The 23,028-nt window shown below is 64.0% G+C and carries 22 protein-coding genes; 9 read left to right on the top strand and 13 right to left on the bottom strand.

From position 1 onward, the window contains the following. Positions 1-18: 18 nt before the first annotated feature. The 4 genes from GGI48_RS26080 to GGI48_RS26065 form a co-directional block, all read right to left on the bottom strand. Positions 19-519: a spore coat U domain-containing protein gene (locus GGI48_RS26080; protein WP_103741639.1), complete on the bottom strand. Its 501-nt coding sequence runs from the start codon at positions 517-519 to the stop codon at positions 19-21. A 4-nt stretch (positions 520-523) separates the two neighbouring features. Beyond that, positions 524-1,060: a spore coat U domain-containing protein gene (locus GGI48_RS26075; protein ID WP_016963521.1), complete on the bottom strand. Its 537-nt coding sequence runs from the start codon at positions 1,058-1,060 to the stop codon at positions 524-526. 20 nt (positions 1,061-1,080) lie between these two features. Continuing rightward, a complete protein-coding gene (locus GGI48_RS26070; protein WP_179600720.1) occupies positions 1,081-1,620 on the bottom strand; it encodes a spore coat U domain-containing protein in 540 nt (179 codons plus the stop codon). 105 nt (positions 1,621-1,725) lie between these two features. Next, positions 1,726-2,226 carry a spore coat U domain-containing protein gene (locus GGI48_RS26065; RefSeq protein WP_016963519.1) on the bottom strand — a complete coding sequence of 167 codons (501 nt, stop codon included), beginning with the start codon at positions 2,224-2,226 and terminating at the stop codon, positions 1,726-1,728. Between the two features lie 239 nt (positions 2,227-2,465). Here GGI48_RS26065 and zapE point away from each other — a divergent pair, with 239 nt between their 5' ends. Beyond that, positions 2,466-3,584, top strand: coding sequence for a cell division protein ZapE (gene zapE, locus GGI48_RS26060; protein WP_179600718.1), 1,119 nt, complete (start codon positions 2,466-2,468; stop codon positions 3,582-3,584). Further along, entirely contained in the window at positions 3,577-4,206 is a 630-nt protein-coding gene (locus GGI48_RS26055; RefSeq protein ID WP_179600716.1) for a hypothetical protein, read from the top strand. The genes zapE and GGI48_RS26055 overlap by 8 nt, the downstream gene beginning before the upstream one ends. Positions 4,207-4,318: 112 nt before the next feature. Here the strand turns inward: GGI48_RS26055 and GGI48_RS26050 are convergent, their stop codons facing one another. After that, a complete protein-coding gene (locus GGI48_RS26050) occupies positions 4,319-5,335 on the bottom strand; it encodes an ABC transporter substrate-binding protein (protein WP_179600714.1) in 1,017 nt (338 codons plus the stop codon). A gap of 208 nt (positions 5,336-5,543) precedes the next feature. Here GGI48_RS26050 and GGI48_RS26045 point away from each other — a divergent pair, with 208 nt between their 5' ends. After that, entirely contained in the window at positions 5,544-7,049 is a 1,506-nt protein-coding gene (locus tag GGI48_RS26045; protein WP_179600711.1) for a PucR family transcriptional regulator, read from the top strand. Here GGI48_RS26045 and GGI48_RS26040 read toward each other — a convergent pair. Continuing rightward, positions 7,039-7,383, bottom strand: coding sequence for a cupin domain-containing protein (locus GGI48_RS26040; RefSeq protein ID WP_047305341.1), 345 nt, complete (start codon positions 7,381-7,383; stop codon positions 7,039-7,041). The genes GGI48_RS26045 and GGI48_RS26040 overlap by 11 nt on opposite strands. Positions 7,384-7,398: 15 nt before the next feature. Then, positions 7,399-8,784 (bottom strand): FAD-binding oxidoreductase, encoded by a 1,386-nt coding sequence (locus GGI48_RS26035; RefSeq protein WP_179600709.1) that lies wholly within the window; start codon positions 8,782-8,784, stop codon positions 7,399-7,401. 277 nt (positions 8,785-9,061) lie between these two features. Between GGI48_RS26035 and GGI48_RS26030 the strand changes: the two genes are divergently transcribed. After that, the gene (locus GGI48_RS26030; protein WP_179600707.1) at positions 9,062-10,375 is read left to right on the top strand and encodes a leucine-rich repeat-containing protein kinase family protein; all 1,314 of its coding nucleotides are present in this window, start codon (positions 9,062-9,064) and stop codon (positions 10,373-10,375) included. A gap of 68 nt (positions 10,376-10,443) precedes the next feature. On the opposite strand, the gene GGI48_RS26025 is transcribed toward GGI48_RS26030, so the two are convergent. Together GGI48_RS26025 and GGI48_RS26020 are read right to left on the bottom strand one after the other, a co-directional pair. Further along, on the bottom strand, positions 10,444-11,148 hold the full coding sequence (locus GGI48_RS26025; RefSeq protein ID WP_016968482.1) for a YebC/PmpR family DNA-binding transcriptional regulator: 705 nt from the start codon (positions 11,146-11,148) through the stop codon (positions 10,444-10,446). A gap of 201 nt (positions 11,149-11,349) precedes the next feature. Beyond that, a complete protein-coding gene (locus GGI48_RS26020) occupies positions 11,350-12,210 on the bottom strand; it encodes a LysR substrate-binding domain-containing protein (protein ID WP_047305344.1) in 861 nt (286 codons plus the stop codon). Between the two features lie 109 nt (positions 12,211-12,319). Here GGI48_RS26020 and GGI48_RS26015 point away from each other — a divergent pair, with 109 nt between their 5' ends. The 3 genes from GGI48_RS26015 (at position 12,320) to GGI48_RS26005 (ending at position 15,113) form a co-directional block, all read left to right on the top strand. After that, on the top strand, positions 12,320-13,429 hold the full coding sequence (locus tag GGI48_RS26015) for a 2-aminoethylphosphonate--pyruvate transaminase (protein ID WP_179600705.1): 1,110 nt from the start codon (positions 12,320-12,322) through the stop codon (positions 13,427-13,429). 104 nt (positions 13,430-13,533) lie between these two features. After that, positions 13,534-14,361, top strand: coding sequence for a phosphonoacetaldehyde hydrolase (phnX, locus tag GGI48_RS26010; protein WP_016968479.1), 828 nt, complete (start codon positions 13,534-13,536; stop codon positions 14,359-14,361). 197 nt (positions 14,362-14,558) lie between these two features. Further along, complete coding sequence (locus tag GGI48_RS26005) at positions 14,559-15,113, top strand: cytochrome b (RefSeq protein ID WP_179600703.1); 555 nt, start codon at positions 14,559-14,561, stop codon at positions 15,111-15,113. On the opposite strand, the gene GGI48_RS26000 is transcribed toward GGI48_RS26005, so the two are convergent. Both GGI48_RS26000 and GGI48_RS25995 read right to left on the bottom strand, forming a co-directional pair. After that, entirely contained in the window at positions 15,104-16,033 is a 930-nt protein-coding gene (locus tag GGI48_RS26000) for a 1-aminocyclopropane-1-carboxylate deaminase/D-cysteine desulfhydrase (RefSeq protein ID WP_179600701.1), read from the bottom strand. The genes GGI48_RS26005 and GGI48_RS26000 overlap by 10 nt on opposite strands. Before the next feature lie 207 nt (positions 16,034-16,240). Beyond that, a complete protein-coding gene (locus GGI48_RS25995) occupies positions 16,241-18,280 on the bottom strand; it encodes an NADPH-dependent 2,4-dienoyl-CoA reductase (RefSeq protein WP_179600699.1) in 2,040 nt (679 codons plus the stop codon). 210 nt (positions 18,281-18,490) lie between these two features. On the opposite strand from GGI48_RS25995, the gene GGI48_RS25990 reads away from it, so the two are divergent. Together GGI48_RS25990 and GGI48_RS25985 are read left to right on the top strand one after the other, a co-directional pair. Continuing rightward, on the top strand, positions 18,491-19,621 hold the full coding sequence (locus GGI48_RS25990; RefSeq protein ID WP_179600697.1) for a carbon-nitrogen hydrolase family protein: 1,131 nt from the start codon (positions 18,491-18,493) through the stop codon (positions 19,619-19,621). A 3-nt stretch (positions 19,622-19,624) separates the two neighbouring features. After that, complete coding sequence (locus GGI48_RS25985) at positions 19,625-20,665, top strand: AraC family transcriptional regulator (RefSeq protein ID WP_047305349.1); 1,041 nt, start codon at positions 19,625-19,627, stop codon at positions 20,663-20,665. 457 nt (positions 20,666-21,122) lie between these two features. Here the strand turns inward: GGI48_RS25985 and GGI48_RS25980 are convergent, their stop codons facing one another. Beyond that, on the bottom strand, positions 21,123-21,983 hold the full coding sequence (locus GGI48_RS25980; RefSeq protein ID WP_179600695.1) for a DUF2242 domain-containing protein: 861 nt from the start codon (positions 21,981-21,983) through the stop codon (positions 21,123-21,125). 92 nt (positions 21,984-22,075) lie between these two features. Beyond that, entirely contained in the window at positions 22,076-22,975 is a 900-nt protein-coding gene (locus GGI48_RS25975) for a LysR family transcriptional regulator (RefSeq protein ID WP_179600693.1), read from the bottom strand. Between the last annotated feature and the right edge of the window lie 53 nt (positions 22,976-23,028).

Raw genomic sequence — 23,028 nt, 5'->3', positions numbered from 1 at the left:
GATGGTCGATTCGCCCCTTCACCACGACAGCTGCACCTGCAGCACGTCGCTGTACGTCCCCCCAGGCTGATTGCCCGGCAACTGCACCTGTCCGTAGATCGGCAGGCTGATGTTATTGGCATCGCTGTAAGCCACGGCCACGCTCTGGCCGATCCCCAGGCTCTGGCTGTATCCCGCATCGCGAAACAACTGATAGGCGACCCGGGCACTGCCGCTGTTGATCTGCATGTGCCGCCCGCTGCTGTTGTACTGGCCGCCGTCCACCGTCATGTTAAGGGTCACTCCCGGGGTGCACTGCAACTGCACGCCGCCGCTCAGTGCCACCCGGACCGTGCTGGTGGACAGCGCCGACTGGCTGCCGAACGCCAGGCTGCCGTAGTTGCTGACGCCGCCCACCACCAGGCAACCGGCGGTGATGGTGGCGCTGACCTGGAAGCTCTGGCTGGTGGCGGCACTGATCCACGCCGGCCAGGCACTGGCACAGATCAGGGCCAGCAGCGCACATCCGGGGCGGACCATCGCATCAGAAGGTCAGTTGCACGGACACCGTATCGGTGTAGGTGCCGGCCGGCAGCCCGGCCTTGCCCACGGCCTGGCCATAGAGATTCACGGTCTGCGCCACCCCGGTGCTCGGTGCCAGGTTGATCACCCCGTTGATCGCCACGATCTGCGAATGCCCGGAGTCGGTGTACAAGTCGTAGGGCACGTAGTTGGCCACGCCGTCGTACAGCGCCCGGGTGCCACCGGTGGACTTGCCGTCGTTGCTGCCGCCCTGGATGGTCAGGCTGGGGGTGGTGCCGCTGGAGCAGAGAATCGACAGCGCTCCGCCTCCGCCTCCCAGCACCTGGCCGGTGGCGGTGGTAAACAGGCTGTTGGTGGTGCCGAAGTTCAAGGCGCCGAAGTTCAGGCCGGTGCTGCCGCCGACGCCGTTGACCTGACAGCTGCTGGTGAGGATCAGGGTCGAGCTGATCTGCCCGGTGACCGTGGTGGCGGCGTTGACCGTTGAGGCCATGACCAGCCCCAGCAAGGGCCAGCCGATTCTGGATACAAGCGCGTGCATGATGTGCGTCCTCTCATGAGTTACCAATCCAGCGTGATGGTCAGGGTGTCGGTGTAGACCCCTGCCGGAACCGCGCGGGTATTCGCGACCACCGAGCCGAACACCGGAATGGGAATCCGCCTGCCGCTGCTCACTGCGAAATTGCGCTGCTGGCCGATGCTGTAGCTGTCGCTACCGGATGCATCGACGAACAATCGATAGGGAATGGTCTGGCGCCCGTTGCTCAGGCGCCGGGTCGTGCCGTCACCGTTGAGGCCGCCATTGATGGTCACGGTGAACCCGGTGACCGAAGGGTTGCAGGCCACCTGCAAGCGGCCTTCGGCGCTGTCGGCAAGGCTGGCCTTGATCGGGTTGACCCAGGTCGGACCTTGTCGGCCGAAATCGAGCAGGCCCAGGTCGCTGACAGGACCTGCGGCGGGATCGCTGCCCGCACTGCTGACCTGACAACTGGCCAGGATCACCAGGCGCGCCTGAATCTGTCCGCTGATTACCGCCTGGGTGTCATCGGCCAGCAGGCACAGCGAACCCAAGGCGATGATCGTCCAGCTCCTGCCATTCATTGCTGCCATCCCGCTTCCATCAGGACTCCCGCCTGAGCCGTCCATCGTCGACGGCTTTCCCTGTTCTGCCCGGGATCCCCCGCGGCAGCTGTCATGCCCCCGACTTCACCAGCTCAGGGTCACCTTCAATAGATCGGAATAGCCCCCGGCCCGGGGAATCTCGGCCAGGGGCTCGATGCGCCCGTAAAGGGGCAGATCCACGCTGCCGGAATCCGGTACGCGTCCGCTGACCGGGACATTCACCGGCAACGGTATGCGCCGGGCCGGGTCCTGGTACAGGCGATAAGGAATGGGTTTGCCCGGCGCGCGGTTGCTCGCCAGGTAGCGCACGTCGCCGACACCGCCATGCAGGCCGCCATCGACGCGCAGTTGATAGGGCGTATCGGGATTGCACTCCAGACGCGGCCGGCGGCCACTGGGCAGCGCGGCGGTCAAAGGCCCCGCGGCATCATCCAAGCGCGCGCTGCTGCCGAAATCCAGGGTGCCGAGCTGCTCGATGCCGGCTTCGCGCTGTTGCCCCTGCAACTGGCAACCACGCAACACATCGACCCGGACCTGCACCTGCAGATCCGCGGCTCCTGCCGTCGCGCAGAGCAACGCGCTCATGACTGCCATCCCCTGGTATCCATTCAAGGCCTCAATCCTTGTGAGAAGCATTTGCTGCAATCAGGTTAGCAAGCAGCGGGGAAACCGCCAGTTTGCGTATTAATTGGCCAGATTCCGGCCCACCCGCCCCTCGCATCCGAGCCATGCCCTTTAGAGATCACTGGTCGACAGGTTTCCTATTGGTTAAATTGTCGCGCCGCTTTTAAGGTGAGCGGCCCGAATCATCGAGGTAACCGCTCTTGGCCGCTCTACCGCCAAAACCTGCACCGACTCGCTCCACCTGGCGTCGCCTGTTCGCCAGGCCCGCGCACCGCCCGAGTGCTGCCGGTGCGGTCATCCGCGACTACTTTCGCCACCGAGCCCAGGAGTTGGGCTACACCCTGAGCCACAGCCAGTTGCGGGTGATCGACTGCATGGCCCAACAGGCCGAAGACCTGGCCCACTCACCCGGCAAGGCCCAGAGCCTGTACCTGTACGGCGCCGTCGGCCGAGGCAAGAGCTGGCTGCTGGACGGGTTCTTCCGCGCCCTGCCCCTCGCGGAAAAACAGCGCCTGCACTTCCATGACTTCTTCGCCCAGTTGCACCAGGGCATGTTCCGCCACCGGCAACAGGCCGACGCCCTGGAAACCACCCTGGACCAATTGCTCAACGAGTGCCGGGTGCTGTGCTTCGATGAGTTCCATGTCCACGACATCGGCGATGCCATGCTCATCACCCGGCTGTTCAAGGCCTTGTTCAAACGCGGCATCACCCTGCTGGTGACCTCCAACTACGCTCCCGAAGGCCTGCTGCCCAATCCGCTGTACCACGCCCGGTTCAAGCCGGTGATCGAGCTGATCAAGCAGCGCATGCAGGTCATGGAAGTGGGCGGCCCCCACGACTACCGCAGCCAGGCCAGGACCCATGAGCAGCAGGTCTTCACCCAGGGATGCTATGTGTGGCCCGGCACCCCGGCCCAGCGCCAGGCCCTGGCACTGCCGCAGCGCCATGCCCCGGCGCAGCCGCTGAGCGTGGGGACCCGGCAACTGACCGTGCGCCAGATCCAGCAGCGCAGCATCCGTTTTGAATTCAACGACCTGTGCGAACAACCCACGGCCGTCATGGACTACCTGGAACTGAGCCGCCAGTTCGACACCTGGATCATCGACGAACTGCCCGAACTGGGAGAATGCTCGATCGCCGCCCAGCAGCGCTTCATCAACCTGATCGACGTGCTCTACGACCAGGACAAGCGCCTGCTACTGATCGGCCAGCGCCCATTGCGCGACAGCCTGGGCGGCCACGCCATTGACCTGGCGCGCACCCGCAGCCGCCTTGGGCAACTGCGGGAGATCGGTCCCGAGCCAGCCCATGACTGAGCCAGCGCACACCGGCATGCACAGGTTGCCGCTGACTTTTTTCCAGCTGCTTGACCTGCATCTGGGCAACTTGACGCTCGAACATCCGTGCCGGTTTGGCCTGCTGGCGTTCTGCCCCGCAGAATTCGCGGCAAAGGGCTACGAGTTGATCGGCGAGCCCACGGACTTTCACTTCTACGAAAAGAGCCACTCGACGGATTACCACCCGCGAACGCTGGAAGTGATTTTCAAGTGCTACTTCTTCGGCCAGCAACGGGTTAGCAGTGGCTTCAACCTGGTGCGCGGCGTCCGCCTTGCAACCTTGCTCAAGCACCTCAAAGGTCGGATCGAAGCGGGCCACAGCCTGGCCTTTTACTTCTCGCACGACAAGAAAGAGGGCGCGCTGATTGTGGATGACCGGCACGTGATGCGCTTCAACCAGTGGAGCGCCAAGGGCGCCTATCTGATTGCCACCCTGGAAAGCGACTTTGACTCAAGCACCCCCTTGGGCAGGATGGCCACCGAGGCGGTCAAAAAGACCTTTGAACACCAGAGCCTAGAGTGGATTCCAGGCGAAGCCCGAAACCTCAGGCATCCCGCCGCATTGCGCAGGCTGGCCAGAGCCATGCACGCTGGCCTTTAAATGCCGTGCGCTCCATAGAAGCAAGTTCTCCAGGGTCACGGGTCGGCCCGGTGATCGGCGTTTGGCGTCTGGCAGGAACGGTGTGCCGTTCCTGCCTGAACGATAAAGCGCGCTATTTGGCGGCCCAGGCATTGAAGCGCTGGTGCAGTTGCTCGCCATGGTCGGCCCAAAAGGTCGGGTCCATTGCCACCTGCTGTTTCAGATCAGGCAGTACGCTGAGCCGTTGCTCGCTGAGCAAGGTATTGGCGCGCTGGTTTACCGGTGCATAGGCAATGTGCTGCGCGTAATTTTTTTGTTGCTCGGCTTCAAGGGTGAAGTTGATGAACTTGAGACTTTGCTCACGGTTCTTCGCACCACGGGGTATGGCCCAGGCGTCCATGTCATACAGGCCGCCATTCCAGACGATGCGCAGGTTGCTCTGCCCCTGTACTGCGCTGATCCGGCCGCTATAGGCGGAGCTCATGACCACGTCGCCAGAGGCCAGGTACTGAGGAGGTTGGGCTCCGGCTTCCCACCATTGAATGCTGGACTTGATTTCATCGAGTTTGCGGAATGCACGATCCTGTCCCGCCTCGGTGGCCAGCACCTTGTAGACCTCCTCTGGGGCTACGCCATCGGCCAGGAGCGCAAATTCCAGGGTGTACATCGGGCCCTTGCGCAGGCCGCGTTTGCCGGGAAACTTCTGCACGTCCCAGAAATCTTTCCAACTGGTCGGGGCGCTGGTGAGCTTGTCGGCGTTGTAGGCCAGCACCGTAGACCAGACGAAGAAGCCCGCGCCGCAGTTTTGCAGCGCACCGGGAAGCAGGTCTTTCGCCAGGTTCGGGTCGACGCTGAATTCTTCCAGCAAGCCATCGTCACAGGCGCGAGCCAGCTCGGGCAGCTCCATTTCAACGACGTCCCAGGAGACACTGCCGGTGTCCACCATGACTTTGATCTTGGCCAGTTCGCCGTTGAACTCGCCAGCGATGATGCGCGTGCCGTGCTGAGCCTGATAGGGCTTGTAGAAGGCTGCAACCTGGGCGTCCTTGTTCGCGCCTCCGTGGGACACCACCGTGAGGTCGGCCAGGGCCGAAGTGGTCGCGAGGGACAACGCCAGCAGCATCAATGGCAGAGTCGGTTTCTTATTCATTATTTGCGTCTCCAGATGATTGAGGCCTAGGTCCAAAAAAGGATCTGCTGCTACCTGGACGAGTTTTAGTGTCGCCTGCCGAGTCGGCAATCGTACCAAGTTAGGATTCCGCGATTGGCCTTGGTACGTTCGTATGAGCGGGCTTTGCTGGTGGGTGTCGGGGTGGCATGCTGTGGCCCTTCAAGTCCCGGGCCTGATCGAACACGCCATGTCATTGACCGTCAGCGACATCATTCAGATTCCAGCATTGCGCACGCGCCTCATCGGAGGGGCTCGGGGGGTTGACCGACCGGTTCGCTGGGCGCACGTCTGCGAGTTGGACGAGCCGGCGCAATGGCTGGGGCCCGGGGAGCTGTTGATGAGCACCGGAATGGGCATCCCCGCAGGGCCGCAGGAACAGTGGCGTTATGTGCATCGCTTGCAGGCGGCCGGACTCTCGGGGCTGATGATTGGCGAAAGCATGCAGGCGCCGGAGGATCTGCAAGGCCTGCGGGACGCCGCCGATGCCCTGGGCTTCGCATTGCTGATGACCGAGTACGGCGTGCCGTTTTCCTCGGTGACCCGGGCCATTGTCGAGGCCACTCAACAGGAAGAAGTCGAGCGTCGGCAGGCCATCACTCGGCTCTACGAGAGTGCGCGCATGGGCATTCAGGGCTTGGGGCTCGAAGCGCTCTTGAGCCGCCTGGAAAAAGACGTCAAAGCCAGCCTCAGGCTGCTCGATCCGCACACCCTGGAGCCCTATCTGGCTGGGCTTCCAGAAGTCATTGCCGCACAACGCTCAGCGTTGCAGCAGCGCTTGAAGCCTTCGGGCAATGTGCCTGTGGTGCAACGCTGGCGCGCAGGTGACGACGATGTCCTGCTGATGTTGATGCCCAGTCGCCGTCCTTGTGTCCTGGTGGCGCAGGGCGAGAACCTGCCGGACTATGGTTTGCTGCATCACATGGCGGCGGTTTTGGGCATCGAGCTGGAGCGACTGCAGGTCGAGCGGGAACGGCATCTGCGCCTGACCTCGGAACTGCTCGATGATTTGTTCCAGCAACGCTTGTCGGATCGTCAACTGACCGAGCGTCTGCGAGCGTTTGGCGCGTCGCCGGAACATCTGCGCGTTGCGGTGATGCACAACGATGGTCGGGAACTGGCCGAGCTGGACGACCAGTTGTCACGGACCGAGGCCAAGGTGCTGATGCGCGTGCAGGGTGACGAGCTGATACTGCTGTTGTGGGGGGAGCACAGCCCCCGGACCGTTCAGGCGCGCCTGCACAGGTGCCTGGGCCTGAGTAATCCACTGGGGCATGCCGAACGCGGCCTTGAGGCGTTGCGAGAGGCGCGTTTGGCCCTGGCGCATGCCAGCGCCGAGCAGCCCCTGGCGTGCTATGAGCAGACCGAGACGATGGCTCCATGGCTGGCACAGAGCCTGGAGGGTGCGCAACAGACGTTTCAGCGGGTACTGGGCAGTCTGCTGGAGTATGACCAACTGCAAGGCACGCAATTGCTGCGGACCTTGCAGGTATTCCTGCAGCAGAATCGCTCGTGGCTGATCGCCGCCAAGGTGTTGCATGTGCACAAGCAGACGCTGGTCTATCGCATTCGGCGCATCGAAGAAATTACCGGGCGTTCCCTGGATCACACCGAAGACGTGGCGATTCTCTGGTTTGCCCTGCGCAGCGCCGAGGTCGCCGGGGTGCACGAGCGTATCGCTACCTTCAAGGAATGATCACGAAGCTCTTTCTGACGGTTTCGCGGATATCCCATTCGCCTTGGCAGTTCGCGGGAAAAAATACCGCATCGCCAGCGTGAATCTCTATCGCCGGGCCGTGGTCGGGTACAAAGAAGCCGTATCCGACGATGAAGTGACTGAACTCGCGCTCCAGTACCTGGCGGCGCCAGCGTCCAGGCGAACATTCCCAGACCCCGGTCAGTAACGACGCGCCAGCATCCGCCATGCTTATGCGAGTCCTGGCCACCAACTCACCGATGGGTTGTTTGACGTCGACCGGCATTCCCAACGCCAGGCCTGAAGTGTTGCTGAAGATAATCGGGGCGCTCATGACGGCTCCTTTGATTCAGGGTTTTTTGTCTTCAAGGCCGGCGGGGGCCAGCTTGCTCAGCGAATGGGCCAGCCAGGATGGCGCACGACCCAATGCCTGCGCGCGCTCCTTGCGCTTGACCGCATCGCGCACTAGCAGGCCGCCGCAGTAGCGCAAGGGCTCTGGCGGGAACCGGCGCAAGGAGCGATTGACCAGGCCGCAGCGGCTCCATTGGTTGTTCAGGTCCAGAGCCAGGCTGGCGAGAATCTGTCCCCCCAGATGGCTGGGTCCGACCCCATTGCCGCTCCAGCCCACGCCGTAGATGATCTGCGGCGCATCCTGCAGACGGCCGAACACGGGCAAGCTGTCATAGGTCCTGTCGATGGGGCCCGACCAGCGATGTTCGATAGCCACGTCGGCCAGCTGCGGGTAGAGGCGCCGAAAGTCCTCTTCGACCTCGGCATGCAACTGTGGCAACTGGTCATAGCGAGTGCCGACCCGGCTGGCAAACGACATCAGGCCGGTGCCCTTGCCGAAGATGATTCGCCCGTCCTGGGTGGTGCGGTAATAGTCGACCATCTGCTGGGAGTCGGTAATGGCTTCGCCGCCAGTCCAGCCGATGGCCCGCAAGCGCTCGGGGATCGGCGCAGTGGCGATGATGGTGCTGCTGACCGGCAACACACTGCGGCGCAGTTGCGGCAACTCGGCAGACCAGGCATTGGTGGCCAGGACTACGCGTTGAGCACGAAGCTGGCCGTGGTCAGTGTGCAGGCGCGTGGGTTGGCCGCGTTCCATTTGCCGAACCCGACTGTTTTCGAAAATGCGCACCCCCTGTTCCAGGGCCACCCGGCGCAGGCCGCGTACCAGGCGAGCCGGATGCACCGTGGCATTGCCCGCCTCAAATACACCTTCCAGGTGCATGGGGGAACCACAGCGGCGAGCAATTTCGGCGTTGCTCAGGCTGCGGAACACGTCCTCGCCCAATGTTGCACAGGTGTGCTGCACGCTTTGCCAGGCGCCACGTTGCGCCTCGGTTGTGGCCGTCCATAGCCAGCCTGACCGCACGAAGTGCGCATCAATGGCATGTTGCTCGCAGAAGATTTCAATTTCTTCGATGGCCTGCGCGGAAGCTCGAGCCAGCTTCAGTGCCTCTGCTGCGCCGCACAGCGCAGTCAGCGAACTGATCTTGGGCCACCATGACATGACAAAGCCACCATTGCGTCCTGAGGCACCTGCGCCGCAGATGTCCTGCTCAAGGATGGCTACGGTTTTTTCGGGAGCCAGTTGGCGAATGTGCAAGGCTGTCCATAACCCGACAAAGCCTCCACCAATGATGGCGATATCCACATTGCAGTGGCCTTCCAGCGCAGGCGCTGGACTGAGCTCATCCGCCAGTTCTTGTAGCCAGAGAGATCGTTGCATCGTTGATCCTGCCGATGTTTATCGAGCACTCACAGTGACGGCGAGCTGGGCTGGCGGGCAATTGAGCGAAGTACAGAAAATCCGCGCAGGGCTTGTTCGAAGGTATGAAGCATCACCCTTGCACGCTGAAGCGGGCTACCCCAACTCTTGAGGCTGTCGGTGCTCGGCACCGATTTTCTGCAGTTGCGCAAAGGCAATCCGCCGCCCAGGCAGCAAAACCGGCCGATCTGCTTTATCCTCCCCGCCCTTGTTCTTCATTCGAGTGTCGACGCTGTTCATGGATACCCTTGCTCAACTGCGGGCCGGCCAGCTGGCCGGAATCAAGCGCCTGGACCTGTCCTGTGGACTGACCGAGTTCCCCCGGGAGATCTTCGATCTGGCCGATTCCCTGGAGATCCTCAACCTCAGCGGCAATGCCCTGGACAGCCTGCCCGATGACCTGCATCGCCTGACCCGCCTGCGCATTCTGTTCTGCTCGGACAACCAGTTCAGAGAAGTACCGGCCTGCCTCGGCCAATGTGCGCAGCTGAGCATGATCGGCTTCAAGGCCAACCGTATCGAACGGGTGCCGGCCGCCGCGCTGCCGCCGCAATTGCGCTGGCTGATCCTCACCGACAACTGCATCAGTGAATTGCCGCAAGAGCTGGGCCAGCGCCCGCTGCTGCAAAAGCTCATGCTCTCGGGCAACCGCCTGACCCGGCTGCCCGAGAGCCTGAGCCAGTGCCATCGCCTGGAGCTGCTGCGGATCGCCGCCAACCAACTGAGCGAACTGCCGCCGTTCCTCCTGGCCCTGCCGCGCCTGACCTGGCTGGCCTATGCCGGCAACCCGCTGGAATCGGAAGCCGACGCCACGGCGCTGGCTTCCACGCCAAGCATTCCCTGGAGCGAACTGACCCTGGAGCAGCGCCTGGGCGAAGGCGCCTCGGGAGTGATTCACCAGGCCCAGTGGCAACCCGCCGGGCAACCGCCGCGCGCGGTGGCGGTCAAGCTGTACAAGGGCGAGATGACCAGCGACGGCTCGCCGCTGCATGAAATGAACGCCTGTATCAGCGCCGGGCTGCACCCGAACCTGATCCGTGTCGAAGGTCGAGTCCTCGATCATCCCCAGGAGCAGAACGGCCTGGTGATGCAACTGATCGACACCGACTTTGCCAACCTCGCCGCGCTGCCAAGCCTGGACTCCTGCTCCCGGGACATCTACCCGGACAACGCCCGCTTCAACGCCGAGGTGACCCTGGGCATCGCCCGGGGCATTGCCTCGGTGGGCGCGCACCTGCACGCCCAGGGCATCACCCATGGCGACCTCTATGGCCACAACACTTTGTGGAATGCCCAGGGCGACTGCCTGCTGGGGGATTTTGGCGCGGCATCCTTCCATGCCCAGGACGACAGCCTGCAAAGCCGCGCGCTGCAACGCCTGGAAGTACGCGCCTTCGGCATCTTGCTGGAGGAACTGCTGGAGCGTGGGGATGGCTCGCTGAGCCTGGAACAGCGGCAGAAACTGGCGGCGCTGGTGCAGCGCTGCTGTCAACCTGAGGTGCTGGCGCGACCGGATTTTGCCCAGGTCTGCGAGGAATTGGCGGGGCTTTAAAACAGCTTCGCCGGCCAGCCGGCTCCTACAGGGGTATGCAGGTGCTGGCTGGCCGGCGAATCGCGGTTTTAACCCGCCAGGCCGACGAACATGTCCTGCACGTCGTCATGGTTGTCCAGGCCTTCGAGGAAGGCTTCGACTTCAGCCATCTGCTCATCGCTCAGGCCGCTCACCGGGTTCTTCGGCTGGTAGCCGAGCTTGGCCGACAACACGGTGAAACCGTGTTCGGGCAAGGCTTTCTGTACCGCATCCAGGTCCGCAGGCTCGGTCAGGAACAGGGTCGCGCCTTCTTCGCCTGGTTCGAAATCCTGGGCACCGGCTTCGATGGCGGCCAGTTCCGGATCGGCGTCCGGGCTGTCCGGCGAAGCTTCGATCATGCCCACGTGGTTGAAGTCCCAGGACACCGAGCCGGAAGCGCCCAGCTGGCCCTTGCGGAACGCCACGCGGATTTCCGCCACGGTGCGGTTGATGTTGTCGGTCACGCATTCAACGATCAGCGGCACCTGGTGCGGGGCAAAACCTTCGTAGGTCACGCGGTGGTACTGCACTGTTTCGCCCAGCTGACCCGAGCCTTTCTTGATGGCACGCTCAAGGGTCTCACGCGGCATCGAAGCCTTTTTCGCCTGTTCCACCACCAGCCGCAGGTGGGCGTTGGTGGCGACGTCAGCGCCGTTACGTGCGGCGATGGTGATCTCTTTCACCAGCTTGCCGAAAATCTTGCCCTTGGCGTTGGCTGCCGCTTCTTTGTGTTTAACCTTCCACTGTGCGCCCATTACTCACTCTCTTGATCTATGGCGTCGAGTTGGATTTGGCCGACGCGATGGGCAAGTTTATACGTCCTCAAGGCCCTGATCGACCAAAAAGTCAGTATCCGGCCGCCGCTCTGACGGCCTTGGCCCGAGTCGGCCTTGCCGGCGGCGGCCATCTCTCGGACCTCTGCGCTGGCCAGCCAGCGCCAACCCGCGGGGGACGGGTCAGGCGGGGGCCAGGGCGAAAAATGCCTGGATCAGGCGCAACTCGCGACGCCGCTCGATGCAGCCAAGCATGTGCCGGTTGACCAGGCCCGCGCCGCGAATCGGCACGGTTCGCACCCGCGGGTCGTGGCCGACTTCCACCGAGCTGACCACGCCCACCCCCAATTGTGCCGCCACCGCCTCGGTCACCGCTTCGCGGCTGTCCAGCTCCAGCAGCACCCGGGGTTGGACTTTGGCCAGCCCGCAGGCCTCGTCGAAGGTGCGCCGGGTAATGGAGCTGGGCTCACGCAGCACCATGATCACCTGATCCAATTGTTCGATGGCGATGCCTTCGGGCAGCTCCAGCCAGGGATGTCCCTGGGGCACCAGGGCACACATCCGCGATTGCGCCAGGCTCTGCAAATGCAGGCCCTTGCGCGGCTCGACCTCGGTCAGCACCGCCACGTCGGCATGTTCGGACAGCAGCGCGGCCAGGGTTTCCTGGGCGTTGCCCAGGCGCAGGTTGACCGTCACCCCCGGATACTGCGCCCGCAGGCTGGCCAGCATCGGCATCACCAGATGCGGGCCGTCGGCCGCCACTTCCAGGCGCCCGGTCAGCAGTTGCCGGTTGGCTTCGAGCAGGGCCTGGGCCTCTTGCGCCAGGCCAAACATGGCCCGGGTGATGGCCGCCAGCTTGGTGCCCTCCTCGGTCAATTCCACCCGGCGCGCGGTGCGCCGCAGCAGCGTGATCTGGTAATGCTCTTCCAGGGCCTTGATGTGCCCGGTGACGGCCGGCTGGCTGATGAACAGCCGCCCGGCGGCCCGGGTGAAGCTGCCTTCACGGGCCACGGCGTCGAATGCGCGGAGTTGAAACAGGTTCATTGCTATCGGCCTCACTGATGGCTGGCATAACAACAAACAATTTGATTGATGACAAGGCAAACTGCAATTTAGTCCCCGTAGCGTCACCCCATCTTTTCGAGGACACCCCATGAGCGTCGCCGAGCCCATCCTGCTCACCCCCGGTCCCCTGACCACCTCCGCCCGCACCCGCCAGGCGATGCAGGTGGACTGGGGTTCATGGGATGAGCGTTTCAACCAACTGACCGCCAGCCTGTGCCGGCAACTGCTGGCCATCGTCAACGGCGCCGACAGCCACCACTGCGTGCCCCTGCAAGGCAGCGGCACCTTCGCCGTGGAAGCGGCCATCGGCACCCTGGTGCCCCGTGACGGCAAGGTCCTGGTGCTGATCAACGGTGCCTACGGCAAGCGCCTGGCGAAAATCTGCGAAGTGCTCGGCCGGGATTTCAGCACCTTCGAAACCGCCGAAGACCAGCCCACCACCGCCGCCGACGTCGGGCGCCTGCTCCAGGCCGACCGCGCCATCAGCCACGTGGCCCTGATCCACTGCGAAACCAGCACCGGCATCCTCAACCCGCTGCCGGAGATCGCCCAGGTGGTGGCCGGCCACGGCAAGCGCCTGATCATCGACGCCATGAGTTCCTTTGGCGCGCTGCCCATCGATGCCCGGGAAATTCCCTTCGACGCGCTGATCGCCGCCTCCGGCAAATGCCTGGAAGGCGTGCCCGGCATGGGCTTTGTCCTGGCCGATAAACACGCCCTGGCCCAGGCCGCCGGCAATGCCCATTCCCTGGCCATGGACCTGCACGACCAGCACAGCTACATGGCCAGGACCGGCCAATGGCGCTTCACCCCGCCGACCCACGTGGTGGCCGCGCTGCACGAAGCCCTGCTGCAATACAACGAGGAAGGCGGCCTGCCGGCGCGTCATGCGCGCTACGCCGACAACTGCCGGGCGCTGCTGCAGGGCATGGGCGAGCTGGGCCTGCAGAGCTTCCTGCCGGAGGCGATTCAGGCGCCAATCATCGTCACCTTCCATGCGCCGCAAGACCCGCGCTACCAGTTCAAGGACTTCTACGAACGGGTCAAGGCCAAGGGTTTCATCCTCTACCCGGGCAAGCTGACCCAGGTCGACACCTTCCGCGTGGGCTGCATCGGCCACGTCGACCGCCGCGGCATGCAGGCCGCGGTGGCCGCCATCGGCGAAGTACTGCGGGAAATGGAAATCCTCGACCTCTGACTCCCCCGCGCCCCTGCAGGAGCGAGCTTGCTCGCGAATCAGGCGCCGCGATCCCCGAACCTTTTTTCGCGAGCACGCTCGCTCCTACAACAGGCACTGGAACCATGAACTACAGCAACCCCACCCAGCTGCAAGCCGCCATCCTCGACTGGGCCGGCACCGTGGTCGACTTCGGCTCCTTCGCCCCGACCCAGATCTTTGTCGAAGCCTTCGCCGAGTTCGACGTCCAGGTGTCCATCGAAGAGGCCCGCGGCCCCATGGGCATGGGCAAGTGGGACCACATCCGCACCTTGTGCGACCTGCCGCAGGTGGCCGAACGCTACCGCCAGGTCTTCGGCCGCACCCCGACCGACGCCGACGTCACCGCCATCTACGAACGCTTCATGCCGTTGCAGATCGAGAAGATCGCCGAGCACTCGGCGCTGATTCCCGGGGCCCTGGAGGTGATCGCCGCGCTGCGCGAGCAGGGCATCAAGATCGGCTCCTGCTCCGGTTACCCCAAGCAGGTGATGGACAAGGTGGTGGCCCTGGCCGCGACCAACGGCTACGTCGCCGACCACGTGGTGGCCACCGACGAGGTGCCCAACGGTCGGCCCTGGCCGGCCCAGGCCCTGGCCAACGTGATCGCCCTGGGGATCGAGGACGTCGGTGCCTGCGTGAAAATCGACGACACCGTACCCGGCATTCTCGAAGGTCGCCGCGCCGGCATGTGGACCGTCGCCCTGATCTGCTCGGGCAACGCCCTGGGCCTGACCTACGACGCCTACCGGGCCCTGGCCAGCGACACCCTGGCCAGCGAGCGCCAGCGCATCCACCGGCTGTTCGAGGCCTCGCGCCCGCACTACCTGATCGACACCATCGCCGACCTGCCCGACGTCATCAGCGATATCAACCAGCGCCTGGCCCGGGGGGAAATGCCCCAGAACCATTGATCAGGCGCTGGCTGGGGCAAAGACGGCGCTGCCAGGAGGCATCGCCGTTTTTTTTCGGTCATATCCGCGCCAAAGCTCTGGCACGGGCGATAAAAGCCACAAGCGGCTCAGGCAAACCCGGGAAAAGCGGATTACAGTTAAACCACTCCGTCATTCAAGAACGGAGGCTTCAGACCTGATGACCGAGGATGTCCCGTATGCCCTGGAAAAACACTGAGTCTCGCTACAGCACCATGACCATCACCTTGCACTGGCTGATGCTGGTGGTGCTGGCGGTGGTTTACGCCTGTATCGAATTTCGCGGCATCTTTCCCAAGGGCAGTGGCGGGCGCACGCTGATTGTCGAGGCCCACTTCATGCTCGGCCTGACCGTGTTTGCGCTGGTCTGGCTGCGGCTGTTCGCCCGCGCCCAGGGCGTGGCGCCGAAGATCCTGCCCACCCCGCCGCAGTGGCAACGAGTCTTGTCGAGCCTGATGCACTGGGCGCTGTACCTGTTCATGATCGCCATGCCGATCCTCGGCTGGCTGACCACCAGCGCCAAGGGCCATCAGGTGATGTTCTACGGTTTCGACCTGCCGCTGCTGGTGCAAGAGAACAAGACCCTGGCCAAGCAGTTCCAGGGCTGGCACGAACTGCTGGGCAGCCTCGGTTACTGGCTGATCGGCCTGCATGCCCTGGCCGGGCTGTATCACCACTACGTGATGCGCGACAACACCCTGCAACGCATGTGGCGCCAGCGCGGTCAGGCCTGAGCCAGCAGCGCGCGGCGGCCCTGCAAGCCGCCGGTGTGGACGAAGATCAAGCGGCAACCCGGAGCAAAACGCCCGGCCACCACCTGTTCCTGCAAGGCCAGCAGGGCCTTGCCGGTGTACAGCGGCTCCAATGGCAACCCACTGTACAGCTCGCTCAACCGAATGAATTCCCGCAGCGGGGCATCCACCTTGGCAAAGCCGCCGCGGCTGCTGTCCAGCAGTTCATAACCCCCAGGGCCCTGCCCAGCCGCCTGCACAATGCCCTCGACCTGTTGCGCCACCCCATGGTCCTCGGGCACCGCCAGCGCGCCATACACCGGGTGCGTCCCGGCCTCCGCCAGCACCAGCCCGGCCAGGGTGGTGCCGGTGCCGGCGGCCAGCCACCAGGCGTCATAGTCATTCCAGCCCAGGCTCGGCAACTGTCGCTGCACCTGATCGCGCAAGGTCATGCAGCCCGCCGCACCGGCCAGGCCACCACCGCCTTCAGGCACCGGGTACATCTGCGGGTACTGGGCCTGCCAAGGCACCCAGAACCCCGCCTCATGGCGTGCCCGATAACCGGCGTAGCCCAGCCAGTGCAGGCGCATGCCGAACGCCTGCAGGTCGAGCACCGTCGGCGTGTCCTGGGGATGGCCACGCAACAGGCCCACGGTAGGAAAGGCAAAACGCCGGCCAGCGGCGGCCAGGGCATGCAGATGATTGGAATGGGCGCCCCCGAGGCTGATGATGCCGTGGGCACCGGCGGTACGTGCCGCCGCCAGGTGCTGGGTCAGCTTGAACCATTTGTTGCCGCTGATCAGCGGATCGATCAGGTCCAGGCGCAGCACCGCCACCTCGACCCCGGCCCGGGTCAGCCAGTCCAGCTCCAGCCGTTGCAGCGGGGCGTGGGGTAACCAGTCGAAGGATTCGGGCAAGGACATCGGCAGCGGGGGTTCAGGGAAAAGGCTGCGCAGTCTATCAGCTCCAGGCCCACGCTCATCCTTGTAGCCGCTGCCGCAGGCTGCGAACGGGTTCGCAGAACCCGCAAGAAAGGCAACCGCGCTCGCTCGTTGCAGCGCGATTGCCCGCTCGGCGAGTCCTGCGGCCTGGTGCGCAGCCTGCGGCAGCGGCTACAGGACGGCAGGCCGTTACAGCTCGGCGGCCAGGCGCGAGCCCTGGTTGATGGCGCGCTTGGCGTCCAGTTCGGCGGCCACATCGGCACCGCCGATCAGGTGCACGTTCTGCCCCGCCGCTACCAGACCATCCTGCAGCTCGCGCAGCGGGTCCTGACCGGCACAGATGACGATGTTGTCCACCGCCAGCACCTGGGGCTCACCCGCTTCGCCGATGCGGATATGCAGGCCGGCATCGTCGATCTTCAGGTACTCGACACTGTTGAGCATCTGCACCTGCTTGTTCTTCAGCCCGGTGCGGTGAATCCAGCCGGTGGTCTTGCCCAGGCCGTCGCCGACCTTGGATTTCTTGCGCTGCAACAGGAACACCTGACGCGCCGGCGCATGGGGCTCAGCCTTGATTCCGGCCACGCCGCCGCGGGCCTGGAGCTGGGTATCGATGCCCCACTCCTTCCAGAACGCTTCGCGGTCCTGGCTGGTGGCCACGCCCTGGTGCACCAGGAACTCGGAAACATCGAAGCCGATGCCACCCGCCCCGATCACCGCCACGCTCTTGCCCACCGGCTTGCGCTCCAGCAGCACGTCCAGGTAGCTGAGGACCTTGGGGTGCTCCACGCCAGGGATCGCCGGCAAGCGCGGGGCGATACCGGTAGCCAGGATGATCTCATCGAAACCGCCAGCCACCAGTTGCTCCACATCCACCCGAGTGTTGAGGCACAGCTCGACATGGGTGGTCTGCAGCTTGCGCTTGAAGTAGCGCAGGGTTTCGTAGAACTCTTCCTTGCCCGGCACCCGCTTGGCGATGTTGAACTGGCCGCCGATCTCGCTGGCGGAGTCGAACAGGGTCACCTGATGACCACGCTCGGCGGCCACGGTGGCGGCGGACAGGCCCGCCGGGCCGGCACCGACCACGGCAATCTTCTTGATCTGCTTGACCGGCAGGTAGTTGAGCTCGGTCTCGTGGCACGCGCGGGGGTTGACCAGGCAACTGGTGAGCTTGCCGCCGAAGGTGTGGTCCAGGCAGGCCTGGTTGCAGCCGATGCAGGTATTGATTTCGTCGGCACGGCCTTCAGCGGCCTTGTTGACGAAATCCGGATCGGCCAGGAATGGCCGGGCCATGGACACCATGTCGGCATCGCCCTCGGCGAGGATCTGCTCGGCGACTTCCGGGGTGTTGATGCGGTTGGTGGTGATCAGCGGAATGCTCACCGAACCCCGCAGCTTGGCCGTGACCTTGCTGAACGCGGCCCGCGGCACCTTGGTGGCGATGGTCGGGATCCGCGCTTCGTGCCAGCCGATCCCGGTGTTGATGAGGGTCGCGCCAGCCGCCTCGATGGCCTGGGCCAGTTGCACGATCTCTTCCCAGGTGCTGCCGCCTTCCACCAGGTCGAGCATCGACAGGCGGAAGATGATGATGAAGTTCGGACCCACCGCTTCACGCACCCGGCGGACGATCTCCACCGGCAGGCGCATGCGGTTTTCATAGCTGCCGCCCCAGCGGTCGGTGCGGTGGTTGGTGTGGGCGGCGAGGAACTGGTTAATGAAATACCCTTCCGAGCCCATGATCTCGACGCCGTCGTACTCGGCCTTCTGGGCCAGGGTCGAGCAGGTGACGAAATCGCGGATCTGCTTCTCGATGCCTTCCTCGTCCAGCTCCTTGGGCTTGAACGGGTTGATCGGCGCCTGGATCGCGCTGGGCGCCACCTGCTTGGGGCTGTAGGCATAGCGCCCGGCGTGGAGGATCTGCATGCAGATCTTGCCGCCGGCCTCGTGTACCGCGCGGGTCACGATCTGGTGCTTGAGCGCCTCTTCTTCGGTGGTCAGCTTGGCCGCGCCGGAGTACACCCCGCCCTCATCGTTGGGACCGATGCCGCCGGTGACCATCAGGCCCACGCCGCCCCGGGCGCGCTCGGCAAAATACGCCGCCATGCGCTCGAAGCCGCCGGGCTTCTCTTCCAGACCGGTGTGCATGGAGCCCATCAGGGTGCGGTTGCGCAGGGTGGTGAAACCCAGGTCGAGGGGGGCCAGCAAATGCGGGTAAGGTGCTCCAGCCATGGTGTCTCTCCAGATCGGGCAATCACGGGAAAATGCGGAAGCTCTGCGGCCTCCATCAGTAGTGCTGCACAGACTAAGAGCACCGCACCCGACGCTCAATGACCGTAACTGACAACTTATTGATCCAAACGCGCAGCGCCCCTTGGCAAGTGCCAGCACGGGCCCTACCCTAGTCGGCGAATCCTGCACACGGCCGCCGACTGTTTTCCCATGCGCAAACTTCTTTACTTCACCTTGTCCCTGGCCGTGCTTGCCGTCATCACCCGTTATGCACTCTGGACCCACGACCGGCCGGGGGCGCATTACCTGTCGGACCTGCGCATCGAACTGGCCGTGGACCAGGGCGTCCCTGCCGATCACGGCAACCTGCTGGCGATCCAGCCGGAGCTGTTCCCCACCGATTACCAGAGCCCCGAGCGCCTGCACCGCAAGCTCGCCGCCTACCTGCAACAGGCCCGGGACAAGGGTCTGGTGAATGCCAAGACCATCGTGGTGCTGCCGGAACACATCGGCACCTGGCTGATGGTCAGCGGCGAAAAGAACGAGCTGTACCAGGCCGTGTCCTTGAAAGAAGCAATGAACTGGCTGGCGGTGAGCAATCCACTGCCGTTCCTCAAGGCACTGATCACGGCCAAGGGAACCAGCCGCCTGGACGATGCGCACCTGCGCATGAAGGCGAAGAAGATGGCCAAGGAGTACCAGTTGCTGTTCGGCGGCCTGGCCAGGGAGTTCCAGGTGACCCTGGTGGCCGGCTCGATCATTCTGCCCGAGCCCAGCGTCAGCCAGGGCAACCTGCAGATCGGTAGCGGCGCCCTGTACAACAGCAGCCTGGTGTTCGGCAGCGACGGCCTGCCCATCGGCCAACCCCAGCGCCAGCTCTATCCCACCCATGCCGAAAGCGGCTATGTGCGGGGCGATGCCAAACAGGGGGTACAAGTCGTCGACACTCCCGCCGGGCGCCTGGGTGTGCTGATCGGCAGCGACAGCTGGTACCCGGACAACTATCGCCAGCTCAATGACCAGGGCGCACAACTGGTCGCGGTCCCGGCCTTTGTCATGGGCCGCGATGGCTGGGAGCGACCCTGGCGCGGCTTCAAGAGCATCACCACCCCCAGCGAGGTCAGCCTCAAGCCGGAGGAAACCAGCGAAGGCGAAGCCTGGCATCGCCTGACCCTCACCGCACGCCCGCCCAGCAGCCTGGCCAGCGCCGGCGTCAGCGTCTTCCTGCGTGGCCAGTTCTGGGACCAGCGCAGCAGCGGCCAGAGCTTCATCAATAGCCACGGCCAGACGTTCGCCGATCAGGGCACAACGGGCGCCCGCTTGCTGAACCTCTGGCTGTAAAGCATGAAGACCACGCCAATGCGCCTGGGGGACCTGTCGGTGGGCTTTGTCCACAGCCTGGCGGACGCGGTCCGCAGCCACGGCCAGGACCCAACCCCCTTGCTCGAACAATATGCACTGGATCCGGCCCGACTGGCCGAAGCCGGAGCACGCCTGTCGATCCCCCGCTACATGCGCCTGGGCCACGGCGCGATCCAGCTCACCGGCGACCCGGCCCTGGGTCTGCGCATGGGCCGTCTGAGTCGGCTGAGCCAGCTCGGCCTGGCCGGCGTCACTGCCGCCCAAGCCCCAACCGTGCGTGAAGCGGCCCGTTGCCTGACTCGCTTCGAAGCGCTGTACGGTTCCAACTATCGCGGTCAGTCGAGCTTTCACGAAGATGCCGGCGGCGCCTGGCTGCGCTTCTACTCCATCAGCCCATACAACGCCTACAACCGCTTCGTGGTCGACTCGATCATCTCCGGGTGGCTGCAACAGCTGTCCAGCCTCTGCGGTCAGACCCTGCTGGCCGAGCAGATCGACATCGAGTTCGAGCGCCCGGACTACCACGACGCCTACGCCATCCTCGGCCCCACGCCCATCCAGTTCGCCGCCGAACAGAACCAACTGCGCCTGAGCCAGGCCAGCCTGGCCCTGCGCAATCCGGAACACTGTCCGAGCACCTGGCGGCATCTGCTGCAGTTGTGCGAAAGGGAGCTGGAACAACTGACCCGCACTCGCAGCCTGCGCGAGCGCATCATTCAATTGCTGGGACCTTTGCTCAATGGTGGCCGTGAGCCCGACCTGGAAGAAGTGGCGATGCGCCTGAAGCTGCCGACCTGGACGTTGCGGCGCAAGCTGGCGGAAGAAGGGACGCAGTTCCGGGCCATTCTCAATGACACCCGGCGCGACCTGGCCATGACCTACATTCGCGATACCGAACTGGCGTTCGGCGAGATTGCCTATCTGCTGGGCTTTGCCTCAGCCGAGGCGTTTCAGCGGGCGTTCAAGCGCTGGAATGGCCAGACGCCTGGGGAGTTTCGCCGCTGCCATCGACAGTTCGGCTAAAAAAAACGCCACCGGCGTTACAGCTCGGTGGCGTCTTCTGCGGGTTCCAGGGGATCGAGCTCGAAAGCTTGATACTCCAGCAGTTCCTCTTGGTATTCGTCCATCGCGGACTCCTTTCTCGGTTGATTGAATAGCTCTGTGACCATTGACCGTCGGCACCAGCATAAAGTGCCGGGATGACAGAAAAAATACTACCCCCCAGGTCAGGATTTCTGCAATGAAAACGTAACAGCCCATGAGCAATTCAGCCTCCGGTTGTTGCCGACGGTTGCGGCCCATCCACTAACCTGGGAAAAACTGCGAGCATTTTTTCGAAATGGCCGCCGACAGTTCACTGCCTTGGCAGCGTTGAAAGCCCTGGTCAATGACGGGAGATTTCTTACAGCCAGATCAGCGATACCTTGAGCCGTTATCGGATCGACGTTGAACGCGTCGACCCGACCTCGGCGCAGGTGTCTTAGTGCCCGCTGCTCGGCAGGGCCGGAATCGGCTCGCTCGGCGGCGGCAAGTGGCTGGCCGGTGGCGGCGTGATGGTTTCGCTGACGGGCGCGGGCTCACTGCTGGGGGCCGGCACGATCGGCGCGGCCTCGGCTGGCGGCGCCAGCGGTTGCGAGACGGCAGGCTCCGGCTCAGCAACGGGAGCCGGCGCCGCCAATGGTGCAGGCTCGGCCTGCGGCAGCGATGCCTTGGGCTCCGGCTTGGGTTCCGGCTTGGCCTGCGGCTCGGGCTTGCTCTCGGGAACCCCGAGGTCGGCCTTGGGTTTCTCTTCGATATGGGCGGCCTTCTTGGCCTCCGGCGGCAGGAACAGTTCCACCAGGGCGAAGTAGCGCTCATAGAACTTGGCCGAGGACACCGTCTCGCTGGCCACCTTGACCATCGAATCATCGGTGGAGCCGATCGGCATCGAGACCGAGCCCAGCACCCCCACGCCAAGGCTGGCCGAGTTGTTGACCTTCTTCAGTGCATAGCGGTCCTGCAGGGCGTTGGCGAACACCGTCGAGCGCTGGTCGCCGCTGCCGTCCCGGGCGCAGACCACGTTGAAGCTGATTTCCAGGTGAGTCTCGCCGGTTTGCTGGAAGCTCTTGTGACCGCTGACCAGCTTCGGATCATTGCTGGTGATGATGTAGCCCTGGCTGAGCAGCGCCCGGCGCGCGGCCTCGCAGGAGGCGGCGTCGCTCACCGGATAATTGCGCGAGAAGGTGCCGGAATCATCGAAGCTTTCATGCTCATAGATAGCGGTCTTGTGCGAGGAACAACCGGCGATCGCGGACAACAGCAACAAGCCGGCCGCCGTGCGCAGATGAAATGATCTAAACATCGAAAATCCTGAGGAAAACGCTCCGGGGCGTATTGTGCAACAGATCAATGCCGCGCAGCGCAGGTAATTGGTGTCTTAAATTTCATACAAGTCTACTGACCGCTGTTTGCCGGAAAAAGTCGTTCGCTCAAGTGCTCGATCAGCACCCGCACCTTGGCCGCTGCATGCCGGCTCGACGGCCACAGCACCCAGAAGACGCCGTTGTGCTCCAGATAGTCGTCGAGCACGGTTTGCAACTCGCCACGCTGCACTGCCGCCTGCACCATGAAATCGGGCAGGCAGGCAACTCCCAGCCCACTGTGCGCAGCGTGCTCCACCGCCTCGATGGAGCTGCTGGTCAAACGGGTCGGCAGATCCGGTTCCGGCGAGTTGGCCTGGGCCTTGAACGGCCAGGCTTCGAGTTTGCCGGTGTGATGAAAGGTGTGCCGCAGACAAGCATGCTCACGCAGCTCCTGCGGGGTTTGCGGCACCCCGTACCGCTGAAAGTACCCGGGGCTGCCCACCAGCAGCATGCGAAAGCGCCCGAGTTGGCGAGCCAGGAGCCGCGAGTCCTTGGGGTGGCCGGTACGTACCACCAGATCGAAGCCCTCCTCCACCACATCCACCATGCGATCGCAGAGGTCGACGTCCAGCTCGATCTGCGGGTAACGCTGCATGAACTCCGCCAGCACCGGCATCAACAGGCCGTGGACCTGCGGTGCACTGATTCGCAACTTGCCCACCGGCGCGCTGGAAGAGTCACACAGCTGGAACTCGGCGGCCTCGACCTCGGCAGCGATCCTGCGGCAGCGCTCGAGAAAACCGGCACCTTCGGTGGTCAGGCTGATACTGCGAGTGGTGCGATGAAACAGACGGGTCTTAAGACGCTCCTCCAGACGCGCGATGCTTTTGCCGACCGCCGAGGAAGACACCCCAAGAAGACGCCCCGCCTCTGTGAAACTGCGGGTTTCCGCCACCTGCATAAACACCGGAATACTGCCGAGCCAATCCACAGCGCCCCCTCGAAACTAAGGACTTCTATGTCCGATAAGTTCGGAACCTTAGC

Origin of the sequence: Pseudomonas protegens, assembly GCF_013407925.2 — a bacterium.
Taxonomy (GTDB): domain Bacteria; phylum Pseudomonadota; class Gammaproteobacteria; order Pseudomonadales; family Pseudomonadaceae; genus Aquipseudomonas; species Aquipseudomonas fluorescens_AP.
Note: the sequence above shows the minus strand (reverse complement) of the source record. Positions and strands in the feature narration are given on the sequence as shown.

Bases quoted from the DNA above. Each gene is read 5' to 3' on its own strand.
- GGI48_RS26080 (WP_103741639.1), bottom strand. From the start codon at position 519: ATGGTCCGCCCCGGATGTGCGCTGCTGGCCCTGATCTGTGCCAGTGCC.
- GGI48_RS26075 (WP_016963521.1), bottom strand. From the start codon at position 1,060: ATGCACGCGCTTGTATCCAGAATCGGCTGGCCCTTGCTGGGGCTGGTC.
- GGI48_RS26070 (WP_179600720.1), bottom strand. From the start codon at position 1,620: ATGAATGGCAGGAGCTGGACGATCATCGCCTTGGGTTCGCTGTGCCTG.
- GGI48_RS26065 (WP_016963519.1), bottom strand. From the start codon at position 2,226: ATGAGCGCGTTGCTCTGCGCGACGGCAGGAGCCGCGGATCTGCAGGTG.
- GGI48_RS26055 (WP_179600716.1), top strand. From the start codon at position 3,577: ATGACTGAGCCAGCGCACACCGGCATGCACAGGTTGCCGCTGACTTTT.
- GGI48_RS26050 (WP_179600714.1), bottom strand. From the start codon at position 5,335: ATGAATAAGAAACCGACTCTGCCATTGATGCTGCTGGCGTTGTCCCTC.
- GGI48_RS26045 (WP_179600711.1), top strand. From the start codon at position 5,544: ATGTCATTGACCGTCAGCGACATCATTCAGATTCCAGCATTGCGCACG.
- GGI48_RS26040 (WP_047305341.1), bottom strand. From the start codon at position 7,383: ATGAGCGCCCCGATTATCTTCAGCAACACTTCAGGCCTGGCGTTGGGA.
- GGI48_RS26035 (WP_179600709.1), bottom strand. From the start codon at position 8,784: ATGCAACGATCTCTCTGGCTACAAGAACTGGCGGATGAGCTCAGTCCA.
- GGI48_RS26030 (WP_179600707.1), top strand. From the start codon at position 9,062: ATGGATACCCTTGCTCAACTGCGGGCCGGCCAGCTGGCCGGAATCAAG.
- GGI48_RS26025 (WP_016968482.1), bottom strand. From the start codon at position 11,148: ATGGGCGCACAGTGGAAGGTTAAACACAAAGAAGCGGCAGCCAACGCC.
- GGI48_RS26020 (WP_047305344.1), bottom strand. From the start codon at position 12,210: ATGAACCTGTTTCAACTCCGCGCATTCGACGCCGTGGCCCGTGAAGGC.
- GGI48_RS26015 (WP_179600705.1), top strand. From the start codon at position 12,320: ATGAGCGTCGCCGAGCCCATCCTGCTCACCCCCGGTCCCCTGACCACC.
- phnX (WP_016968479.1), top strand. From the start codon at position 13,534: ATGAACTACAGCAACCCCACCCAGCTGCAAGCCGCCATCCTCGACTGG.
- GGI48_RS26005 (WP_179600703.1), top strand. From the start codon at position 14,559: ATGCCCTGGAAAAACACTGAGTCTCGCTACAGCACCATGACCATCACC.
- GGI48_RS26000 (WP_179600701.1), bottom strand. From the start codon at position 16,033: ATGTCCTTGCCCGAATCCTTCGACTGGTTACCCCACGCCCCGCTGCAA.
- GGI48_RS25995 (WP_179600699.1), bottom strand. From the start codon at position 18,280: ATGGCTGGAGCACCTTACCCGCATTTGCTGGCCCCCCTCGACCTGGGT.
- GGI48_RS25990 (WP_179600697.1), top strand. From the start codon at position 18,491: ATGCGCAAACTTCTTTACTTCACCTTGTCCCTGGCCGTGCTTGCCGTC.
- GGI48_RS25985 (WP_047305349.1), top strand. From the start codon at position 19,625: ATGAAGACCACGCCAATGCGCCTGGGGGACCTGTCGGTGGGCTTTGTC.
- GGI48_RS25980 (WP_179600695.1), bottom strand. From the start codon at position 21,983: ATGTTTAGATCATTTCATCTGCGCACGGCGGCCGGCTTGTTGCTGTTG.